This window comes from Virgibacillus litoralis (assembly GCF_017873675.1).
Lineage (GTDB): Bacteria > Bacillota > Bacilli > Bacillales > Amphibacillaceae > Lentibacillus > Lentibacillus litoralis.
Genome location: NZ_JAGGKK010000006.1, coordinates 37,186 through 58,426 on the forward strand (window position 1 = coordinate 37,186; position 21,241 = coordinate 58,426).

24 protein-coding genes and 1 other annotated feature are annotated in these 21,241 nt (G+C 37.6%); of the genes, 9 read left to right on the top strand and 15 right to left on the bottom strand.

What is annotated here, in order from left to right; genetic code table 11:
- The first annotated feature begins 266 nt into the window (after positions 1 to 266).
- Positions 267 to 746 carry a glutathione peroxidase gene (locus J2Z82_RS06900; protein ID WP_209480169.1) on the top strand — a complete coding sequence of 160 codons (480 nt, stop codon included), beginning with the start codon at positions 267 to 269 and terminating at the stop codon, positions 744 to 746.
- A 40-nt stretch (positions 747 to 786) separates the two neighbouring features.
- On the opposite strand, the gene J2Z82_RS06905 is transcribed toward J2Z82_RS06900, so the two are convergent.
- The 8 genes from J2Z82_RS06905 to J2Z82_RS06940 all read right to left on the bottom strand — a co-directional run bounded on the left by J2Z82_RS06905 (position 787) and on the right by J2Z82_RS06940 (position 8,539).
- Positions 787 to 1,506 (bottom strand): amino acid ABC transporter ATP-binding protein, encoded by a 720-nt coding sequence (locus J2Z82_RS06905; RefSeq protein ID WP_209480055.1) that lies wholly within the window; start codon positions 1,504 to 1,506, stop codon positions 787 to 789.
- Positions 1,499 to 2,158, bottom strand: a complete 660-nt coding sequence (locus J2Z82_RS06910) for an amino acid ABC transporter permease (RefSeq protein WP_209480056.1) — start codon at positions 2,156 to 2,158, stop codon at positions 1,499 to 1,501. The genes J2Z82_RS06905 and J2Z82_RS06910 overlap by 8 nt, the downstream gene beginning before the upstream one ends.
- Before the next feature lie 31 nt (positions 2,159 to 2,189).
- Entirely contained in the window at positions 2,190 to 2,966 is a 777-nt protein-coding gene (locus J2Z82_RS06915) for an ABC transporter substrate-binding protein (RefSeq protein WP_209480057.1), read from the bottom strand.
- 52 nt (positions 2,967 to 3,018) lie between these two features.
- On the bottom strand, positions 3,019 to 4,179 hold the full coding sequence (locus J2Z82_RS06920; protein WP_209480058.1) for a M20 family metallopeptidase: 1,161 nt from the start codon (positions 4,177 to 4,179) through the stop codon (positions 3,019 to 3,021).
- 165 nt (positions 4,180 to 4,344) lie between these two features.
- Entirely contained in the window at positions 4,345 to 5,742 is a 1,398-nt protein-coding gene (proS, locus tag J2Z82_RS06925; protein ID WP_390313594.1) for a proline--tRNA ligase, read from the bottom strand.
- Between the two features lie 406 nt (positions 5,743 to 6,148).
- Positions 6,149 to 6,370, bottom strand: a binding site (T-box leader).
- Between the two features lie 204 nt (positions 6,371 to 6,574).
- The gene (gene thiD, locus J2Z82_RS06930; RefSeq protein WP_209480060.1) at positions 6,575 to 7,399 is read right to left on the bottom strand and encodes a bifunctional hydroxymethylpyrimidine kinase/phosphomethylpyrimidine kinase; all 825 of its coding nucleotides are present in this window, start codon (positions 7,397 to 7,399) and stop codon (positions 6,575 to 6,577) included.
- Between the two features lie 20 nt (positions 7,400 to 7,419).
- Positions 7,420 to 7,905: a DUF456 domain-containing protein gene (locus J2Z82_RS06935; protein ID WP_209480061.1), complete on the bottom strand. Its 486-nt coding sequence runs from the start codon at positions 7,903 to 7,905 to the stop codon at positions 7,420 to 7,422.
- Positions 7,906 to 7,918: 13 nt separating this feature from the next.
- Positions 7,919 to 8,539, bottom strand: coding sequence for a glycerol-3-phosphate acyltransferase (locus J2Z82_RS06940; RefSeq protein ID WP_209480062.1), 621 nt, complete (start codon positions 8,537 to 8,539; stop codon positions 7,919 to 7,921).
- Positions 8,540 to 8,680: 141 nt separating this feature from the next.
- Here J2Z82_RS06940 and J2Z82_RS06945 point away from each other — a divergent pair, with 141 nt between their 5' ends.
- The gene (locus J2Z82_RS06945) at positions 8,681 to 9,250 is read left to right on the top strand and encodes a M15 family metallopeptidase (RefSeq protein WP_209480063.1); all 570 of its coding nucleotides are present in this window, start codon (positions 8,681 to 8,683) and stop codon (positions 9,248 to 9,250) included.
- A 92-nt stretch (positions 9,251 to 9,342) separates the two neighbouring features.
- Positions 9,343 to 10,308: a ring-cleaving dioxygenase gene (locus J2Z82_RS06950; protein WP_209480064.1), complete on the top strand. Its 966-nt coding sequence runs from the start codon at positions 9,343 to 9,345 to the stop codon at positions 10,306 to 10,308.
- 98 nt (positions 10,309 to 10,406) lie between these two features.
- On the opposite strand, the gene ytzI is transcribed toward J2Z82_RS06950, so the two are convergent.
- The 3 genes from ytzI to J2Z82_RS06965 are packed head-to-tail and all read right to left on the bottom strand — an operon-like array spanning position 10,407 to position 11,932.
- Positions 10,407 to 10,562, bottom strand: a complete 156-nt coding sequence (gene ytzI, locus J2Z82_RS06955) for a YtzI protein (protein WP_209480065.1) — start codon at positions 10,560 to 10,562, stop codon at positions 10,407 to 10,409.
- Positions 10,563 to 10,575: 13 nt separating this feature from the next.
- The gene (locus tag J2Z82_RS06960) at positions 10,576 to 11,013 is read right to left on the bottom strand and encodes a GNAT family N-acetyltransferase (RefSeq protein ID WP_209480066.1); all 438 of its coding nucleotides are present in this window, start codon (positions 11,011 to 11,013) and stop codon (positions 10,576 to 10,578) included.
- Between the two features lie 4 nt (positions 11,014 to 11,017).
- A complete protein-coding gene (locus tag J2Z82_RS06965) occupies positions 11,018 to 11,932 on the bottom strand; it encodes a ketopantoate reductase family protein (protein ID WP_209480067.1) in 915 nt (304 codons plus the stop codon).
- A gap of 435 nt (positions 11,933 to 12,367) precedes the next feature.
- Here J2Z82_RS06965 and ehuB point away from each other — a divergent pair, with 435 nt between their 5' ends.
- The 4 genes from ehuB (at position 12,368) to ehuA (ending at position 15,561) form a co-directional block, all read left to right on the top strand.
- Positions 12,368 to 13,303, top strand: a complete 936-nt coding sequence (gene ehuB / locus J2Z82_RS06970) for an ectoine/hydroxyectoine ABC transporter substrate-binding protein EhuB (RefSeq protein WP_209480068.1) — start codon at positions 12,368 to 12,370, stop codon at positions 13,301 to 13,303.
- Between the two features lie 138 nt (positions 13,304 to 13,441).
- Entirely contained in the window at positions 13,442 to 14,071 is a 630-nt protein-coding gene (locus J2Z82_RS06975; RefSeq protein ID WP_092494249.1) for an amino acid ABC transporter permease, read from the top strand.
- Positions 14,068 to 14,769, top strand: a complete 702-nt coding sequence (gene ehuD, locus J2Z82_RS06980) for an ectoine/hydroxyectoine ABC transporter permease subunit EhuD (RefSeq protein ID WP_092494158.1) — start codon at positions 14,068 to 14,070, stop codon at positions 14,767 to 14,769. Before J2Z82_RS06975 ends, ehuD begins: the two co-directional genes overlap by 4 nt.
- Before the next feature lie 21 nt (positions 14,770 to 14,790).
- Entirely contained in the window at positions 14,791 to 15,561 is a 771-nt protein-coding gene (gene ehuA, locus J2Z82_RS06985; protein ID WP_092494157.1) for an ectoine/hydroxyectoine ABC transporter ATP-binding protein EhuA, read from the top strand.
- 597 nt (positions 15,562 to 16,158) lie between these two features.
- Here the strand turns inward: ehuA and murB are convergent.
- The 4 genes from murB to J2Z82_RS07005 form a co-directional block, all read right to left on the bottom strand.
- Positions 16,159 to 17,082, bottom strand: a complete 924-nt coding sequence (murB, locus tag J2Z82_RS06990) for a UDP-N-acetylmuramate dehydrogenase (RefSeq protein ID WP_209480069.1) — start codon at positions 17,080 to 17,082, stop codon at positions 16,159 to 16,161.
- A gap of 15 nt (positions 17,083 to 17,097) precedes the next feature.
- Entirely contained in the window at positions 17,098 to 17,922 is an 825-nt protein-coding gene (locus tag J2Z82_RS06995) for an alpha/beta fold hydrolase (RefSeq protein WP_209480070.1), read from the bottom strand.
- Positions 17,923 to 17,943: 21 nt separating this feature from the next.
- The gene (locus J2Z82_RS07000; protein WP_209480071.1) at positions 17,944 to 18,330 is read right to left on the bottom strand and encodes a YbaN family protein; all 387 of its coding nucleotides are present in this window, start codon (positions 18,328 to 18,330) and stop codon (positions 17,944 to 17,946) included.
- Between the two features lie 113 nt (positions 18,331 to 18,443).
- Positions 18,444 to 19,238, bottom strand: a complete 795-nt coding sequence (locus J2Z82_RS07005; RefSeq protein ID WP_209480072.1) for a histidinol-phosphatase HisJ family protein — start codon at positions 19,236 to 19,238, stop codon at positions 18,444 to 18,446.
- A gap of 114 nt (positions 19,239 to 19,352) precedes the next feature.
- Here J2Z82_RS07005 and hisZ point away from each other — a divergent pair, with 114 nt between their 5' ends.
- Both hisZ and hisG read left to right on the top strand, forming a co-directional pair.
- Positions 19,353 to 20,606, top strand: coding sequence for an ATP phosphoribosyltransferase regulatory subunit (gene hisZ, locus J2Z82_RS07010; protein ID WP_209480073.1), 1,254 nt, complete (start codon positions 19,353 to 19,355; stop codon positions 20,604 to 20,606).
- A complete protein-coding gene (gene hisG, locus J2Z82_RS07015) occupies positions 20,607 to 21,233 on the top strand; it encodes an ATP phosphoribosyltransferase (protein ID WP_209480074.1) in 627 nt (208 codons plus the stop codon). It begins immediately after the preceding gene.
- The last annotated feature ends 8 nt before the right edge of the window (positions 21,234 to 21,241 follow it).

Sequence of the window (21,241 nt, forward strand, 5' to 3'; positions counted from 1 at the left end):
TAAACGACCTTCTCTACTAGAGAAGTAAATGAAAACGCTTTGCCATATTATTTTACCTTTTATTTAAGTATAGTTCAAGTTACAAAATGGTTTCGTATGTTGTCTAATAATAAATACATAAGTTTTTTGACAATTATGCATATTTATTGCTATCCTTTTATTATAATGTTGATTTATCGCAAAACCCATAATGGCAAACCTAAACTGCACTTATGCATAAAGAAAGGAAAAATACTTACTTTCTACTAAAAAGGAGGCTGATTTGCATCAGTGTATATGATTTTTCTGCAAAGACGATGTCAGGCGAGGAAAAATCACTGGCAGATTATAAAGGAAAAGTTCTTCTAATAGTGAACACTGCAAGTGAATGCGGTTTCACCCCCCAACTCGATGGACTCCAAAAGTTATATGAAGCTAATAAGGATAAAGGTTTTGAAGTGCTCGGATTTCCATGTAACCAATTTAATAATCAGGATCCAGGTTCAAATGATGAGATTGCCAATTTCTGTGAGCGCAATTACGGTGTAACCTTTCAAATGTTTAGTAAAGTAGACGTTAAGGGCGAAAATTGCCATCCTTTATTTGTTTATTTAACACGACAAGCAAAAGGTATGCTAACCAAACAGATAAAGTGGAACTTCACTAAGTTCCTAGTCAATAAACAAGGGGAAGTAATTGACCGATTTGCTCCCCAGACAAAGCCTGGAAGCTTTAAGAAAGATATAGAAAACGCAATTCACGCTTAAAAACATTACTCGATGAGTGGCAGTCCCATCGGGTAATGTTTTATAATATCTTATCCAAAAACGCTTTTGCCCTATCTGTTGTAGGTGAACTGAAAAACGTAGTTGGCTTTCCTTCTTCCATTAATTTGCCTTCATCTAAAAATAAAACACGATCAGCTACTTCCCTCGCAAAATTCATTTCATGTGTGACCACAACCATTGTCATCCCCGTTTGTGCCAAATCTTTCATTACATCAAGCACTTCTTTGACCATTTCAGGATCAAGTGCAGAAGTCGGTTCATCAAACAACATAACAGCAGGTTCCATTGCTAGTGCTCTGGCAATTGCTACGCGTTGTTTTTGGCCACCTGATAACCTATTCGGATAGGCATCAAGTTTGTCACCTAATCCCACCTTATTTATTAACTGGGTTGCTGTTTCTTCCGCTTCATTAGTCTTCAACTTTTTTACTTTCTGTGGTGCATAAGAAACATTATCCAACACTGTCATATGGGGAAATAAATGAAAGTGCTGAAACACCATACCGACCTGTTCACGGACTTCCAGTTTATTAGTAAGGTTGGTTATCTCACTATTATTAAGCCAAATTGCGCCTGATGATGGTTTTTCCAATAAGTTTAAACACCGCAGAAAGGTTGATTTCCCGGATCCAGATGGACCAATTACAGCAACCACTTCTCCCTGATTAATCGTAGTTGATATATCATCCAGTACCGTATTACTGTCAAACGTTTTCGTCACTCCTTCAACCTTAATCACTGTATCTCAACTTCCTTTCTACTACTTTTCCTATCTGTGTCATTACGTACACCATTACCCAGTATATAAAACCTGCCAGTAATAACGGCTCAAAATTACGGTATATATCGGCGCCAACAATCTGTGCTCGTCGCATTAGATCCAAATAGCCAATGGTAGACACAATTGCAGATTCCTTCGTTAATGTTATAAATTCATTCATCAGGGCTGGCAGAATATTTTTTATTGCTTGCGGCAGTATGATATTCAGCATCATCGGCTTATATGGAACACCTAACGCTTCTGCAGCTTCGGTTTGCCCCTTGTCCACTGCAAGAATACCTGCACGTATAATTTCAGATACATAGGCAGCTGAGTTCAGACCAAATGCCAAAACTGCGGTTAAAAATTCCGGAATATCATAACCCGTTAACTGCGGTACTGCAAAATAAATAATCATCAATTGTAAAATCAGTGGTGTACCTCGGAAAATTGATGTGTATACATCAGCAAGTCTTTTTAGGAAAGGTACTTTTGTAATTTTACATAATGCTAAAAGTATACCTAAAATAAAACCAGCAATAATAGACATACTTACAAATTTTAATGTAACCCATATCCCTTCAAGTATAAAAGGAATATAAGGCACGATTTGGGTGAAATCCAAATTCATGCCTGCCACCTCATCTTTCTAGCTGTTATTTTTACTCTGATAGCCATTTATCCTTTAATTCTTGAAGTTTTCCATTCTTTTCAAGTTCTTTAAGTACCTTAGTTACATCATCACGTAAATCACTGCCTTTAGGGAAGGCAATTCCCATACCTGGTGAACTTGTTGTAGGGTCATCAAAACCTGCAAATCCTTGCTCTTCTATATAACCTACTGCAACTGTTTTATCCATATAGGCTACATCAACCCGATTTGATTTTAACTCCTGAATTAGGATGCTTGAATTGTCCACTTTTTTAACAGTAAATCCGTATTCCTTACTAAGCTTTTCCGCACCCTCTTCCTGGATGGTCCCAAGCTGAACACCAACTGTTTTACCTTCCAAGTCGTCTAACCCGTTAATCTCTGAATCTTTTTGATTGATAAACATTTCACCTGAATGGTTGTATTCTGTCGAAAAATCGACATTTTTTTTACGCTTATCAGTCGTACTCATTCCTGCCATAACCATATCGACACGACTAGACTGTAAAGCACCAATTAACCCATCAAATTTCATATCTTCTATTTCCAGTTCATACCCTAATTTGTCTGCAATCAAGTGTGCTAAATCAATATCAAAGCCTTCAAAGTTCCCATCTTTATCACGGGATTCAAATGGTGGGAAATCTGCTGATGTAGCCATTTTTAATACTTTCTTACCTTCCGAATCACTTGAGGAAGCATCTGCATCCCCTTCACTAGTTCCACAAGCCGCGAGCATACTAATAATTAATAATAGTGCAATGAATTTACCGAATGAATATTTCATGATATCTCCCCTTAATTTATAATTTGATCCTTCTATACTGCGTTCATAAATACTACTTACTTTGTAAAAAGTCAGTTTGAATCTTTTTTAATAATTCTTTATTTGTTAAAATATCGTAGCCTGTCTGCGCTAATGATAGTGCTCCGTTTGAAATTATTTGATGACCTGTTTTGGTAATGGTTTTGTCTGCAAATTCCTTCGTATGTGCTATTAGTTCAGGTTCATGTAAGCCAATGTATGGATGAATAGCTGGAACAACCTGACTCACATTTCCCATATCAATTGAACCGTATCCTTGTTTCGCGGGGTTCAATTTCTGAGAATCTACTAGTTGCAGATTTTTATTGAAAGCTTCGGAAAGTGCATTATTTGTAATCATTTCATCATAACTTAATTCATAATTTGAAATAGCCAGCGTTGCTCCAGTCATAAGTTCTGCACCATGTGCTATATTCTTAACTTTATCCACCACGCCATTTAACGTCAATCGTTCTTTTGCACGAATATAAAACTGTGCTACAGCCTTATCAGGCACTACATTTGCCGCTTGACCGCCCTCAGATATGATGCCATGAATCCGTATATCAGAAGGAAGGTGTTCACGGAGTGCATTGATACCATTGAATAGTTGAATCACTGCATCCAACGCATTAATTCCTTTCTCCGGTGATGCCGCAGCATGTGAAGACTTGCCTGAATAGTCAAATTGGAGAGCATCCATTGCAAGTGACTCACCACTCTCATATGACTGGTCAGCAGGGTGTAAAATCATTGCTACATCTATGTCGGCAAATGTACCTTCCTCACTCATTGGTACTTTCGCTCCGTTTGTTTCCTCAGCCGGAGTACCTAAAACTACTATCGTTCCACCAATTTGATTTACCAGTTTACTAAGTATTACACCAGCACCGACTCCCATTGTTCCGATCATATTGTGTCCACACCCATGACCAACACCAGGCAGTGCATCATATTCAGCTAAATATGCAATAGTTGGACCCGGTTTCTGGCTCTTAAATACAGCTTTAAAAGCTGTCGGCCGATTCACAATGCCAGTCTCCAATTCAAATCCATTCTCTTTAAGAAATTCTGTAAGCAGCTTCATAGATTGAAATTCCTCGTCACCCAACTCTGGATTAGAATAAAGATGGTCGCTCATATTCCACAACTGCTTTTCAATCTTGTTTATTTCCTCATTAAGTAAATGCTTCATATTTATTCACCTTTTTGTATAATTATTAATTAATATGTATATTTATAACATAGTTCACACAAAAAATGCAACTACTCTTTAAAAGTTTTTCCTTCGGTTGATATTTTCATTCTTCGGTTGATATAAAATAAATCGAGCGCATCTATCGGCGCTCGATTTTTATCATTAATATGCTTTTGCCCAGTATACTAGTTCTTTTGATTCTTTTCCGCAGCATACACAGGAGTCAGAAATGTTTTCTTGCTCAAATGGAATACATCGGGATGTTGCTGACGTTTCATCCTTGATTTTTTCCTCACATTCCATGTTACCGCACCACATTGCCTTGATGAATCCAGAAGTTTCTTCCAATGACTTTTTGAATTCTTCCATATTGGTCGCAGTAGTTGTCTTTTCGTTACGGTGATTCAACGCTTTATCAAATAATCCCTGCTGAACCTCTTCTAACAGCACTGGCAAGCGTGCTTCCACTTCATCAAGTGAAACAAATTCTTTTTCACCAGTATCACGTCGTACGAGTACTACCTGGTCTTTCTCAATATCCTTAGGACCCATTTCAACTCGAACAGGTATACCCTTCATTTCATACTCATTAAATTTCCAGCCCGGCATTTTATCACTTGAATCAATGCCAACTCGTGCAACACCTTTTAGTTTGTCGCGAAGATCGTATGCTTTATCCAATACACCTTCTTTATGTTGTGCGATTGGAACAATCATTGCTTGCGTTGGCGCAATTCGTGGTGGAACAATTAACCCGCGATTATCCCCATGTACCATAATCAATCCGCCCATAACGCGTGTGGACATACCCCATGATGTCTGGTGAACGGGTTGCTGATCGCCACCTTTATCCAAGTACCGGATATCGAACGCTTCAGCAAAGCCTGTGCCCAGATAATGTGATGTACCTGACTGTAATGCCTTGCCATCATGCATAAGAGCTTCAATTGTTAATGTATAATCAGCTCCAGCGAATTTTTCTTTTTCTGTTTTTTTGCCGCGATACACTGGTATAGCTAAGTAATATTCAAGAACATTTGCATAAATTTCAAGCATCCTAGCTGTTTCCTCTTGTGCATCTTCACGTGTCGCATGACATGTATGCCCTTCTTGCCATAAAAATTCGAGTGAACGTAAAAATGGGCGAGTTGTTTTTTCCCAGCGAACCACATTACTCCACTGATTGTATAGCATTGGCAAGTCACGATAGGAATGAATATTCTTTGAATAATATTCACCAAAAAGAACTTCTGAAGTTGGGCGTACACAGAGACGTTCACTCAGTTCTTCATCTCCACCGTGTGTAACCCAGGCTACTTCTGGTGCGAATCCTTCTATATGATCCTTTTCTTTTTGCAGCATGCTTTCAGGAATAAATAATGGAAAATAAACATTGGAATGCCCTGTTTCCTTAAACTTTCGATCAAGTTCATCACGGATATTTTCCCAGATTGAAAACCCATACGGTTTAATAATCATTGTTCCACGGACAGTTCCATAATCAACAAGTTCTGCCTGCTTCACTACATCGGTATACCATTGCGCAAAGTCATCTTCCATTGCGGTAACTTTTTCAACGAATTGTTTATTTTTACCCAAATTAAACACCCTTTTCTTTAAGATTTTTGTATATTATAAAACTTGGTTTATCGCCAAGCCTTAATATAGAGATAAGCCTTATTACAAATCATTATTTTCATAACAGATGGTTTCTGCGCATTTGGCAGCCCTTAAATAGAACAAAAGCGCAAGCGCCTGTTCAGCGCCGTATGGACTGGACTGACCCGTGTGAGATAAAGGATACACGAAGAGCGTAAGCGATTCGATGTTGACTTATCGTAGACACGGGGAGGGAAGTCCACTAGGCGCTAGGCGCTGGAGCTGGACGTTGCTGATTCAGAAGTCCAGTTATCCACAGCACTTAAATTTTATAATTTCCTATACCACAAAAAATCCTCCGTCCTGTAAAAGGGACCGAGGTTTGGTGGTACCACCCTTGTTCACAAGATATAAAATCTTGCACACTTGGCATGATAACGGTCATGAACCGCGCATATTCTACAGCATAAGCCGTATAAATAGCGAACTCAAAGGCAGGTTCCAATTTGTCTCTTTGGAAATTTCCAGCTACCATTTCCTCTCTGTGAAAGACATTGCAAATTGTACTATTCCTTATCAACGTTTCTTCTATTATATTTTCAAATATATAGGGATGTTAATGCAAAGTCAAGCCTTACCATTACTGGGGTTTTCATTTTGGGAAACGATTTATCCAATATCTCAGTATGGCTGGAAAATGTGAAACTTTTACAAAAATAAAACTGGAATATCACCCACACAGTTCAACCGGAAATGCTAGGCGAAGTTCCCCTGGCATTTCCTCCTGCTAAAGTCAATTCACTTTAATTTCATGTGCTTCACCATGCTTACGAGGTGCTGCATGATAAGTAGGGCCAACCAATTCTGTATATGAAAATCCATATTCGATTGCGGTTGTTACAAAACTTTTTGCGGAACGAACTGCCTCTAATACTGAATATCCGTTGGCAATATATGCAATAATTGCTGCAGAGTATGTACATCCTGCCCCACTTGTATTTACTGTATCGATTCGTGGAGCCTCAAAGGTCGTAAGTGTTTCACCATCGTACAGTACATCAACTGCTGGACCATTCAACCTTCCACCTTTAACCAATACAAATCGTGGACCCAATTCATGCAAATCGATGGCAGCCTGTTTTAAATCTGCAACATCGTTAATATCACGTCCATCCAAAAGGTAAGAAGCTTCCGGCATGTTTGGCGTAATAACAGTGGCATGTGGTAATAGCCTTGTCTTTAATGAATCGATCGCATCGTCTTCCAACAGTTTCGAATCAAGCTTTCCGACCATTACAGGATCAATCACCAACGTCTTTATTTTTGCTCCAGCGATAAGTCCAGCAACATTATCTATTACATCTTTGGAAAATAACATCCCGGTTTTTATTGCATCAACCCCTACTTGCTTCATTGCAGTTGTAAATTGTGCTTCAATCGCCTCTAGTGATTGTGAATGAACATTCTTATTCGTTTCTGGATGCCTTGCAACAATCGCTGTTACGACACTCATCCCATATACATCCAGTTCCTGAAATGTCTTCAAGTCCGCCTGAATGCCAGCACTACCTCCAGCTGCAGATCCTGCAATTGTAATAACTCTTGATGGTTTGCTCATTGTTTAAAATCCCTTCTGCATTATATTATGACGACTAATAAGAACCAAATGATCATAATCACTTGAATAACTACTTTTGCTACCGCTCCTCCAAGAAATCCAATTAACGATCCGATTGATGCATACAATGCTTCCTGCGATGATTTTTTCTGTACCATTTCAATCACTAGAACAACTATAAATGGCACGATTAATATACCAAATGGAGGAATAATGAACGACCCTACAATAACAGCTACTGCTGCACCACGTTCACCCCATTTGCTCCCGCCGAATTTTTTTACAAAATAACTATTTGCAATAATATCAGATACGATTAATAATACCGTTAAAATTACTATCGCTATCCAAAACGTTACAGTTAATTCCCCTGCATTTATCACAAAATGATATAGTAAAAAACCAACCCACAAGACTAATGGTGATGGAATGATTGGAAAAATAATTCCTGCAAAACTTAAGATAAATAAAGCTACAATGACAATCCACATTATGATATCCAGCATTTAATTCCTCCGTCTATGATTCTTTTTTAAACATACTTGATAGTTTAGTTTCTTCTTTATTTAATATACGCTTATAATTTTCCAAATGTTTCATAATACTTATAATAGATAATAGCACAACCACCATAGTTGGTTCGATTCCAAAGAAGAAATAGGTCGTCACCAAGAATGAGAAATACATAAACAGAACCCCAACTACTAAATAATCTGTAGTCAGTGTAAATAAAAGCAGGATGCCTATACCAATTACAGCTACCCTCCAGTCAATTGCCAGCAGCACCCCCACTAATGATGCTGTTCCTTTCCCGCCACTGAACTTCATTGTGATCGGATAATTATGTCCTAAAATGATAAATAATGCATTAATGTACACAAGTAAAGTCTGTATTTCCCCAGTAATTCCTTGTTCACTTAAAATATATAATACTAATAAGATCGATAGTGTAGCCTTAAATACATCAATAAGTGCCACTAATATCCCGTATTTCCACCCCAGCAATATCGTTGTGTTGGAGGCACCGGAATTCTTTACCCCTTTATTCTTGATGTCCACTTTTTTATATTTACTAACTACCTGTGAACCATGAACACATCCGATCAAATAGCCAATCAAGCTAACTAGAAGCACATACATAGCACCCCTCCTTTTGTCTTATTTTAAATGGATAATTTCAACACTGCAAGATAGTTACCCTGAATACTAATGACAGCTGCTGTTTTCCCTTAAATGTTATAATTGCCCAAAAGTATTATTTCTTTTGAGGAGACTGACAAATTGAAACGCTACCGCAAAGATATAACAACATGGATACTCATTATTTTATTTTTAACGATACTTATCATTATATATAATGAACAAAAAAATGACAGATACATCGACACCGGCAAAAACACAGCACCGCCTGAAAAATTGGACCCGGTTGTCGCCGCAAAAACCAGTCAACTTCTTAAAAAATCTTCCCAGCAAGGTATAGATGTCGTCATCACAGAGAAAGTACGATCCATTAAACGGCAGAATAAACTATATGAACAGGGTCGATTATCTGATGAAAAAGTCGTCACGTATGCGAAAGGTGGCGAATCATACCATAATTATGGCCTTGCTGTTGATTATGCGTTACGTAATAAAGATGGGGAAATTATCTGGAATATAAATTATGATGGAAATAACAATGGGAAATCAGACTGGTTCGAGGTTGCCGAAATAGCTAAAGAATTAGGGTTTGAATGGGGCGGTGATTGGAGTAAGTTTAAGGATTATCCACATCTGCAAATGGATTTCGGATTAAGCATTCGACAGCTGAAAAAAGGTCTTCGCCCGTCACACGACCAAAATGAGAAATGAGGCAATAAACTGGACATCTGTACAAAAAATCCATTACACTAGAAACATCTTGAATTCAAAATAAATTTTAGTTTACGAGGAGTGACTTTAAAATGGAATTAAAAGGTATTCACCATGTATCAGCTATTACTGCAAAGGCAAAAGAAAATTATCACTTTTATACAGAAATTCTAGGGATGAGACTGGTTAAAAAGACTATTAACCAGGATGATCCGTCTGTCTATCATTTATTTTATGCAGATGAAGCAGGTAATCCTGGTACTGACCTTACCTTTTTTGAAATACCCAATGCGGGTACAACATATCAAGGTAAAGGTAGCATTTCGGGAACTTCACTACGCATCCCAAACGATAGTGCATTAAAATTTTGGCAAAATCGACTTTCCGATTACAATATTGACCATGACGGAATAACCAAACAAGGGGAACGTCATGTTATTAATTTCCGGGATCCAGAAGGACAACGATTGACGCTTATCTCTGATGAAACAAACCGTGGAGTAAAAGGCGGTAGAGTATGGGACCATAGCAGCGTTCCTGCTAATAAAGGTATTATTGGACTAGGACCTGCAAAATTAACTGTCCAGGACCCAGCACCTACTGTTAGCATACTTACGGAATTATTAACCTTTAAACAAACTGGAACCTATCCGTCACCGATAAATGAAAATGAGGACATACTTGTTTTTGAAACTGGTGAAGGTGGAACAGGTGCCGAGGTTCATTTAGAAGTGCGTAATGACCTGCCTAAGGAAAGACCTGGTCGGGGAAGTGTTCATCATGTAGCATTTCGTATAGATAATGAAGAAGAATTAGCACAGTGGAGAGATCGTCTACAGGCAGCACGCGTACCTAACTCAGGTTTAGTGGACCGGTATTATTTCAAATCACTTTACTTTAGAGAACCAAATGGTATTTTATTTGAATTAGCAACGGATGGACCCGGATTTGCTACTGATGAAGATATGAACCATCTTGGAGAATCATTAGCACTGCCACCATTCTTTGAGCATCGTCGTGAAGAAATCGAGTCAAAGTTAAAACCTTTGGATATTTGAAAACTTGGCTTATCGCCAAGCCTTAATATAGATAAGCCTTAGTTGCGCTTTTGCAGTAAGAAAGTATTTATACTTTCTTTACTGCCAAAAAGACCACACTAGCCTGTGTGGTCCTTTTCATCCTCTGACTTATTTTCATTATCAGGCATTGGATCAATCGAATGCTTGTAATCATAACCTTTCGATATAGCCATTAAGGTCAGAGCAAGAACAGCTAACATTATACCAACTGCTATAATAATATACACCATCATATAAATACACCTTCTACTTTTTCATTGTTAATACATAGCTTCCATTTTCAGCCTTTATCCAGCCTTTGCTTTCAAAAAAATCATACACATCCAGCTCAGTTGTGGAAATTTCTGTTTTAATTTTTGTAAAAGACTTTTTTTCTGCCAATCGTTCAACTTTGCTGTATAAGTGTTCATCAAGGCCCTTATTTTTATATGTTCCATCAATTGTGAATCTATCAATGTGAATTTCTTTAGTGGATACATCCAGATGAAATAATACAAAGGCACGAATTTGCGCATCTTTTTCCACGGCATACCATCTAACAGTTTCATCTACTAACATACGGTCAAAAAAAACTTTATCCATATAAGATATGTTCTCGTGTAAATGTATATTTTCCTCCTTATTATATGTTAACAGTTTAATTGATTCATAGTCTTCATATTTAACCTCTCTCAGCTTGTACATAGACTTATGCTCCTTCAAATGGCTTGATAATGCCGTGAACTGCTTCAGTAAATGGCATTTGTAAACCTTTCGCCTCCGCTAACCGCAGTGCCCCACCATGCAGATGATCCAATTCAAGGGTTTGGCCTTTGCGACGGTCTTGATGCATAGACGACGTCGCATCGTATCCAAAGTTTTGTAAATTGCTCTTTGCCCCAGCGACGTCTTCATCTGTAATTTCAATATTGTAGCTATTTGCCAACTGCTGCATCTCGTTTAAAATTAACTCAGCTACCTTAAGTGTATCCTTATTATCGCGTACTGGTCCAATGGGCAGGTCTGTTGCTGTCGTAATACCAGAAAAGGCATTGATGAATAGGTACTTTTTCCACAGCTCTTGTAAAATAGAATCACTGTAAATCATCTCTATTTTCGCTTTACTTGAGAGCTCCCGTAATTGCTGACAAATATCTGATTGTTTAGGATTCAATGGGCCAAAGACCAGCTTGTGAAATTCGCTTGAGTGCTCTACATGCCCATCGTCATTCAAGGTAGCAACAATAAAGGAAAGACCGCCAATAACCGACTCCTCACCAAGGTAATCCTGCAAAACACTTATATGTTCTATTCCGTTTAAAACGGGTAAGACGAACGCACCTTTATTTATTAGTACTTTTAAGTCTTCTAAAGTTCCTGTTAAATGATAACCTTTTACACTTACAAAAACCAAGTCCGGACTTTCAATAGTGTGTACATCCGTAACGACACGTGGATCACTAACCGAATAATTACCTTGTGTACTATTAATATTCAGCCCTTGCTTATGGAGCTGCTTTGCTCTTTTTTCTCTTACCAGATAGGTTACATCTGCACCAGCTTCTTCCCATCGAGCACCAAAATAACCACCTAAAGCACCTGCACCCAATACAACAATATGCACTTAATCGCCTCCATAACAGTATTATTACTTTTAATCGTATCTTGTTTCCTACCTTTTTGTCTATCCTCAAACTAACCGGTAATTTTCTGAAAATATAGCAAATACTGAGTATATAAGAGCAATATTATCTATATGAAAGCATAATTTGGTATATACGAGCTTTATGTTCTTAACAATGTTATATGAAGGCTTATTCCAAATTATCAGAAAATATCAAGTTTGAACCATTGGACAATACCCTATAATATTATAGTATCACTATTTGAAAAGAAATTCCCCAGCTTTTCACATTATTTTTACAGTAAATTACTGTTCTTTTTCTAGTAAAAAAGTCATAAGCATAAAGAGAAATTGACTTAGCATTTTTCCAAAAAATGCGTTTTTTACTTTACTTACTTATTATTTTTTTTAATACAAAGGGAGGTCATTAAAGAGATGAAAAAATTATTATTAGCTTCAATCTTCTTTATTTCAATTATGTTGCTGGCTGCTTGCGGATCTGATGATACAAGTAGTTCTGATGACACAAGTGGTAACGGTGGCGAAGAAGAAAGCGCAGACGATAGCAGCAGTGAAGGTGAAAGCAACTTGCTAACAAAACTTCAGGAAGAAGGCAAAGTAACAATCGGCTTTGCTAACGAAGCTCCATACGGATATCAGGAAGACGGGGAATTAAAAGGTGCAGCTGTCGACATTGCACAAGCTGTTTTCGCAGAACTTGGTATTGACGAAATGGAAGCCCAATTGGCTGATTTCAGTCAACTTATTCCCGGCTTAAATGCTGGTAAGTTCGATGTTATTACAGCAGGTATGGCAATTAACCCTGATCGTTGTGAAAATGCTGACTTCGGTGAGCCAGAAATGCAATATGGGGAAGGGCTTATCGTTCAGAAAGGTAACCCAATGGATTTACACAGTTACAGTGATATCGCAGAAACTGGCGCAACCGTATCAATTATGGCCGGTGCAACAGAACATGAATATGTTAAGCAAATGGGTGTAAGTGACGACCAAGTTCAGAGTGCTTCAGATATTCCTGGAACATTCTCTGCTGTAGCTTCAGGCCGCGCTGATGCAACTACTGGTACAGAAATGACAGTAAAACGCGCACTGGAATCTTCAGGAAATGAAAAACTTGAATTCGTAAGTGACTTTGAACAGCCAGACATTGAAGGAATTCCAAGTTACGGTGCTGCAGCATTCCACCAGGATAGTGATGCATTACGTGAAGCGTACAATGAAGCATTAGCTAAACTAAAAGAAGATGGAACAGTTAAGGAACTTTTAGAAGCAAATGGCTTTAGTGGTGAAACTAATTCAGTTCCTTCTGACATTACAACAGAAGGCGTTTGCAGCGGTGAACAGTATTAAGATTTACTCTTTAAATAATTAACATGACTCCATAGGGTCGGCTCCCTTACCTAGGGATGTCAGACCCTATGCTTTTGCAAAAATTACAGAGAAGGAGTGATTACCATTAATGCGATAGCCGATATTTTCCCAGTTCTGATGAAGGGTGTAGAGATTACAGTTACTGTACTGCTTGCCTCAATAGTTTTGGGCTATTTAATGGCGTTTATTGCAGGGTTTTGCCGGCTCTCAAATAATATCTTACTCCGCAAATTTACAGGCTTTTATGTAGAAGTATTCCGCGGAACATCCCTTATCGTACAATTATTTTGGCTTTACTATGCATTTCCAATATTATTCGGAATAGAGGTAGGAAGTAACTTTTGGGCTGGTGTACTTGCTATTTCCCTTAACTATGGAGCATACATGTCTGAAATCGTTCGCAGCTCAATACTGGCTGTGGCAAAAGGACAATCAGAAGCATCAACAGCCCTAAACATGTCACGTTTTCAGCGCATGAGACTTGTAATTTTCCCTCAAGCAGTCCGTATGATGCTTCCGGAATTTGGTAACTACCTCATCCTTATGTTGAAATCAACATCACTTGTATCATTAATTGGTATGACCGATATTTTATACTATGGAGATATACTGCGAAGCTCCAATCTATCCCAAGCACCAACAGTATACTTTTTAGTACTATTATTCTACTTTATTCTTGCTCTTCCATTAATTTGGCTTACCAAGAAAATGGAAAGTGCTTCTAAGAAAGGGGTGGCTAGTCAATGAGTAATTGGAGCTGGAGTACATTCTCTGATGCCTTCCCTGTGGTATTAGAAGGTCTGGGTATTACATTAGGATTAACAATTGCGTGTTATTTATTTGCATTGATCTTCGGATTTATATGGACATTAATAAGACGTATGCCAATAAAAGTAATAAGACTGCCACTGTTGTGGGTAATGGAATTTATACGTTCCACACCACCACTAGTACAGTTATTCTTTATTTTCTACGCATGGCCAATGGTTCCTGTTGTCGGTATGGCGTTGGATCCATTCGTATCTGCAGTAATCGGACTTGGAATTCACTATAGTACGTACATTGGTGAAGTATATCGTTCAGGAATTGATGCAGTAGATAATGGTCAATGGGAAGCTGCGCGAGCGTTAAATTATGGAACAAGTAAAAAGTGGACTAAGATAATTTTGCCACAAGCACTACCCCCGACCATTCCGATGCTAGGAAACTATTTAATTATCATGTTTAAGGAAGTTCCTTTAGCTTCAACAATTGGGGTTTTGGGTATTCTGGCAATGGCAAATGATTATGGCGCACAACATTGGAGATACTTAGAGCCACTTACAATCGTGGCAATATTATTCCTAGTGTTAAGCTATCCTTCAGCAATCTTAATTAATAAACTTGAGCGCAAAATGAACAAACGTTTTGATAAAAAGGAACCAACAGGAAGTAAAGCAGTTTAAGAGAAAAGGAGCAGTGATAATATGTCTGAACCTATTGTAAGGTATAATGATGTGCATAAGTCATTTGGCGATGTCCAAGTATTAAAAGGTATTGACTTGGATATTCAGCCGGCTGAAAAGGTTGCTGTCATTGGACCAAGTGGGTCCGGTAAAACGACAATTATTCGTATGTTAATGACATTGGAACAGCCAACATCAGGCAGTATTATTGTCGATGGCAAGAATTTATGGCATATGGAAAAGGACGGTGACCTCGTTCCTGCCAATGAGAAACACTTAAGACAGGTCCGTGGGGATATCGGGATGGTATTCCAGCACTTTAATCTTTTCCCACACATGACAATTTTAGAAAATTGCATGACAGCACCAATTCATGTACAGAAAAAGGATAAAGAATCGGCCAAGAAAGACTCGATTGAAATGTTGGAAAAAGTTGGTCTAGGGGATAAGCTGGATGACTATCCTGCTATGCTGTCAGGCGGTCAGAAGCAGCGTGTAGCAATGGCCCGTGCACTTGTTATGCATCCCAAAATAATGCTTTTTGACGAAGTGACATCTGCTTTGGACCCTGAGCTGGTCGGTGAAGTATTAGAAGTTATCCGTGACATAGCTAATGAAGGTGAAATGGCAATGGTATTAGTTACGCACGAGATGGAATTTGCTCGTGACATTGCTGATCGTATACTATTTCTTGATAATGGCGTAATTGCTGAAGAAGGTCCACCGATGGATGTCTTGGAAAACTCAACTAACGAGCGACTGCAAAGTTTCTTACACAGATTCAGAACGTAATAATTGTAAAGCTGACTCAATCATTGAGTCAGCTTTTTTATTGGCTATTTTCTAATAGATTATTATTTTTGATCACAAAATCTATAAACTGCGACGTACTGTGGAAAATATTCAGCCGGGTCATAACCCTGATGAGTGACCGTTTTTCGATGTTTGGATAGAATTCGCGATCTTATAACCTCGATGAAGACACGTTTCATGCAATTTAAACAGCGTTCGTGCTCTCATAACCTCGATGAAGACACATTTCACGCTATTTAAACAGTGTTCGTGCTCTCATAACCTTGATGAAGACACATTTCACGTTATTTAAACAGTGTTCGTGCTCTCATAACCTTGATGAAGACACATTTCATGCAATTTCAACAGTGTTCGTGCTCTCATAACCTTGATAAGTGAGCCATGGGCTAGTAAGACTACGATAGTGCTAGCTTGAGCAGATGTTGCATTGGTACCGGAGAGGTGCAAGAAAACCTTCACTATGTCGCAGTTTATTTCTACTGCTAAGATTAATAAGCAATAAAACTTACGAACAAAGCATTTCAAAATAAAAAACTGTGACCACTTAATAGCAGTCACAGCACTCTTTAACTCAATTTAATCCTCACCGATTATTTTAACTTCCCGCTCAAGATTGACACCAAATTTATCTTTAACTGTGTCCTGAACAAAGTGAATTAAACCAATATATTCTTCAGCAGAAGCACCATTTTTATTCACAATAAAACCTGCATGCTTCAATGAAACTTGGGCTCCGCCAATTTCCTTTCCTTGGAGGCCGCTATCCTGAATCAGCTTCCCTGCGAAATACCCAGGCGGACGTTTGAACACACTCCCACATGACGGGTACTCTAACGGCTGTTTGGATTCACGTTTGAAGGTAAGGTCATCCATTATGGCCTTAATTTCCTCATAGGTACCATCCTTCATAGAAAAAGTTGCCTCTAATACAATATATCCTTTTTCTGGAATATTGCTTGAGCGATATTCTAGGTCCAGGTCATGTGCAGACAACGTATATAAATCACCATTGCGATCAACTACTATGGCACTTTCCAATACATCCTTAATCTCTCCACCATAAGCACCTGCATTCATAAACAAAGCACCACCAACCGAACCTGGAATTCCACATGCAAACTCAAGCCCTGTTAACCTTTTTGATAATGCTTCCCTGGATACATCAATAATCCTAGCACCACTTTGAGCAACAATTGTTGTCCCCGTTGTTTCAATCGATGTTAACTGCTTTAAATTCAATACAATACCACGAATTCCACCATCTTTTACTATTAGGTTTGATCCGTTTCCGAGCAGTGTAAAAGGAATATCATCCTTTATGGATAACTTTACAATTTGCTTCACTTGTTCATATGTTTCTGGTGTCACAAAAAAATCAGCCTTCCCGCCAAGGCGGGTATACGTATGATTTTTCAAGTGTTCATTAACCATCACATTTTTCTCTGATGCAATTGTTGTTAATTTTTCGTACGTATGATGATCATTTACCACTAAAACCATTCCTTTAATAATAAATTATTGTGTTGCACCCTTAGACTGAAGAAATGAATGAATTAATTTATCAACACGAGTGTCTTCATGCATCTCGCTATGGCCAAGCATATCATCCTCAATCATTTTAACCTGCAATTGATCTTTCCTTACAATACTTCGTAATGATTGCACACTTTCTGGCATTGCAACAAGATCCCCAGTACTACCAATGTTTAAGACATTAAGTCCTCCTGGTATAGTATGCTTTTTCTTACGTATCGTTTGCAATGCAACAGAATCAGGTTTTAAATCAGCAGCTGCTGCATCACGATGGACCTGGAAGTATTGTTTACTATATACGCCATCAAAAGGACTTCCAACCGTGACTAACTTTGCAACACGCGGATAAAGCTTTTGATCCTGATATTCTTCAATAAACTTCAATGCAACAAGTCCACCCATAGAATGTCCAACCAGATTAACAGTACCAATTTGATACGTTTCCTTCATATGTGAAAGTACAGATGAAAGCCAACTCGAAGTATCCATGAAGCTTGCGCGGCTATTTTCAAAAATCACTTGCACAAAAGCAGGCTCTGTCTTTCCTTTGCTGAGGTTGGCAACATTTATTCTTCCCTGAGGCGAAACGCGGTAGACCAATACTTTATTACCCCAGCCATACCTGTATTCAAACCTGTTCAGCATATTGCCAAATGAATTAAAGGTACCCTTGTAGCCGTGAACGAATACCGTTGGATTTCCTATATTCTGTTCTGATTTTGTCTCTTTTGGTATATAAATCACGAGTATTATACTTATTAATATCGCGAATAGTGACACTACACTTATAATATGTTTCTTATTCAAAAAACTGACCCCACTAACATACTAACTTCTTTCTGTCTTATGCAATGTTTTCTGTTTTAAAATAAACCACGAAAAAAACATGGCGATACAAGCTAATAATAATTTAACTATAATTAATGGAATAACAAACAAGATAGTATATCCCATCGATAACCATAGAACAGAAACACCTATTATTTTCGCCTTTAATGGAATCCCTTTTCCTAATCGGTAATTCTCAATATACGAACCAAAATATCTATTAGTAATTAACCATTCATATAATCGGTTGGAGCTTCTTACATAACATGCAGCAGCCAAGAGTAATAATGGTGTGGTAGGCAGTAAGGGAAGAATAATCCCCAATAGTCCTAAAGCCAATGATATTGACCCCGCAATAATTAATAGAAGTTTCGTAAGTTGTTTCATATGTTTTACACCAGCTAAAAGTGATATTTTTTTATATAACCATTATAGCATCCAAAATACTATTATACCTCCTACCTTTCATAAAAACTATGACAATTTCTGTACTAATGATATTAGAGCTTCGTTATATTATGAAATACTGGTACACCATTATTAAATGTTGCAATATAGTTAAAACCCAGTCCCTTAAGCATATCAAGTGATTCCTTAAAGTCATATGCCAGTGTGGATTCTACATGTGAGTCCGATCCTAAAGTCAGGATTTCACCACCACACTCCTTATAAAGCCTTAGAATATCGGAGCTAGGCATTCCATTTTTTAAACCATATCGAATCCCGGATGTATTCAATTCAATACCTTTACCCTTTGATACTATCTCCTTAAAAATTTGCTGCAATATGTCATGAAAATCATGTGTGCTGTTCTGTTTAGCATATCGCTTCACTAAGTCAATATGCCCTAGTACGTTATATTGATTAAAGTTTTTAACACAATACAACAGATCCTCATAATACGCAAGGTATGAATCATCTACTGATCTATTATTAAAAAATCTGCCTGAATGCAGGTCCTTTTGCTCGGAAGTATGCATTGAGCAAATAATAAAATCAAACATTCTATCGGCAAGTAAATCATTGTACCTTTTTACAAGATGTGGCTGTATTCCAATTTCTACTCCCTTTTTAATAGAAATAGAATCAGCATAAACAGCTTTCAATTCTTTTATTTTTTCATCATATTGTTCCAGGTCAAAATAAAATACAATCGAATCATCTGGATAGTCATAGTCAATATGGTCCGTAAAACAAATTTCTTCTAGCCCTAATTCGATTGCCTTTTCAATCGTTTTTTCCATTGGTGTCGTGCTATCAGCCGAAAAATCACTGTGAACATGATAATCAAACATACTCAATAACTCCCCTTACAGTTGACATTTTATCTATTACTAATTAGAATAATATATAACTTTAATTAAGTAAAGCGATAAAGTGATAAAGTGAATGGAAGGTGACTACTTTTAATGGATCAATATTTATTCGAAAGTACAAAAGATACTAGTGTTGAAGATTTTCAAATACGGGATAATCTGATATCAATATTAAAAAATCGCTTTAGCACTTATGGATATAAACAAGTACGGACAACTACATTTGAATTTTACGATTTATATTCGACGATGGCCGGTACCATAAATAAAGATGAAATGCTTAAAGTAATTGATTCTTCCGGAAAAGTATTAGTATTGCGTCCTGATGTAACAATTCCAATTACGAGAATGATTGCATCCAATAAACAACCACTCTCACAAGGATCAAGATTTTTCTACGTGCTGGATGTGTTTCGTCAATCAGCCGAGCAAGCAGACAACAAAGAAACAACACAGGCAGGTATTGAAAGTTTTGGTGAAAGCACACCTGAAAACGATGCAGAAGTTATTGCTTTAGCAATTCATACGTTAAAAGACTTAGGATTTGAATCATTTAAACTAGAGGTTGGACATGCAGGATATTTTAAGGAACTCGTAAATCAACTAGCATTATCGCAGAGTGAATTAGATCAGTTGAAAGGATTAATTCAATCAAAGAACCTTACTGAAATTGGACCATTCCTTGAAAGATTGTCCATTGATAAAAAACTTTGTGAAGCTGTTCAAGAAATACCCCTTCTATATGGTGATCCAGAGGATGTAATTAAACGTGCTGGCAAAATTGCATTAAATGAAAAAATGCAACAGAAGATTAAAAACCTCAGTGATATTTACGATGTACTCAAGGCATATGGTGTAGATGACTCAGTCATATTTGACCTTGGATTAATCAACAATATGAACTACTATTCAGGGGTGATTTTTCAAGGATTTGTGGCAAGCTTCGGCAAACCAGTATTAATGGGTGGAAGATATGATCAGCTGGCCGAACATTTTGATACTTCCATACCAGCGATTGGATTCGCCTGTGAAGTTGATAACCTTTTATATTCTATGACACGGAAAAATCTGATAGCAAATGACACACCATCTATAGATATGATTATATGTTACGAAGATTCCAGGCAAAAAGATGCGTTACTTGCTGCTAATACACTGCGTGAGGCAGGCTATCGCATTATCACTTATACAATGGATGATAACCGTAATATTGATGACTCCGGCGCTAAATATATTGCTTATTTTCAAACTGAAGAAAATCTAGTAATCGACAAAAACCGAAAAACTCCATTTACAAACTATAATGAGTTAGAACTGCTGCTTCAAGAAGGAATGAGGGATAATTAAATGGAATATGTAACATTAGCATTAGCAAAAGGCAGAACAGCGGAAAGTACGATTGAATTACTTAATAATGCTGGTATCGATTTCCCTGACTTTCATACGAAAAGCCGTAAGCTGGTTTTTTACAATACCGATCAAACTGTTAAGTTAATTTTTGTTAAAGCAGTTGATGTCCCAACTTATGTAGAAAAAGGGGCTGCTGATATTGGGGTTGTCGGAAAAGACAATATATTGGAATCACAAGCAGATATTTACGAAATACTAGATTTAAAGTTAGGCAGATGTCAATTTGTTGTCGCTGGAAAGCCTGAAACATCTTTGGAAAGCACGCAGAAACTAACTATCGCATCTAAATACCCAACAGTGGCTAAGAGTCATTTCCAGCAAAAGGGGATCCCAATTGAAACAATTAAATTAAATGGATCAGTTGAACTAGCCCCACTTATTGGTTTAGCTGATATTATTGTTGATATCGTAGAAACTGGAACCACCATCAATGAAAATGGATTGAAAATCATCGATGAAATTGAGGACATCAGCACAAGGTTAATCGTCAATAAAGCAAGTTTCACTACGAAATCTGCTTTAATACACGAACTTATTAATAAACTAAAATCGGTTATGGAGTGATATTTGAT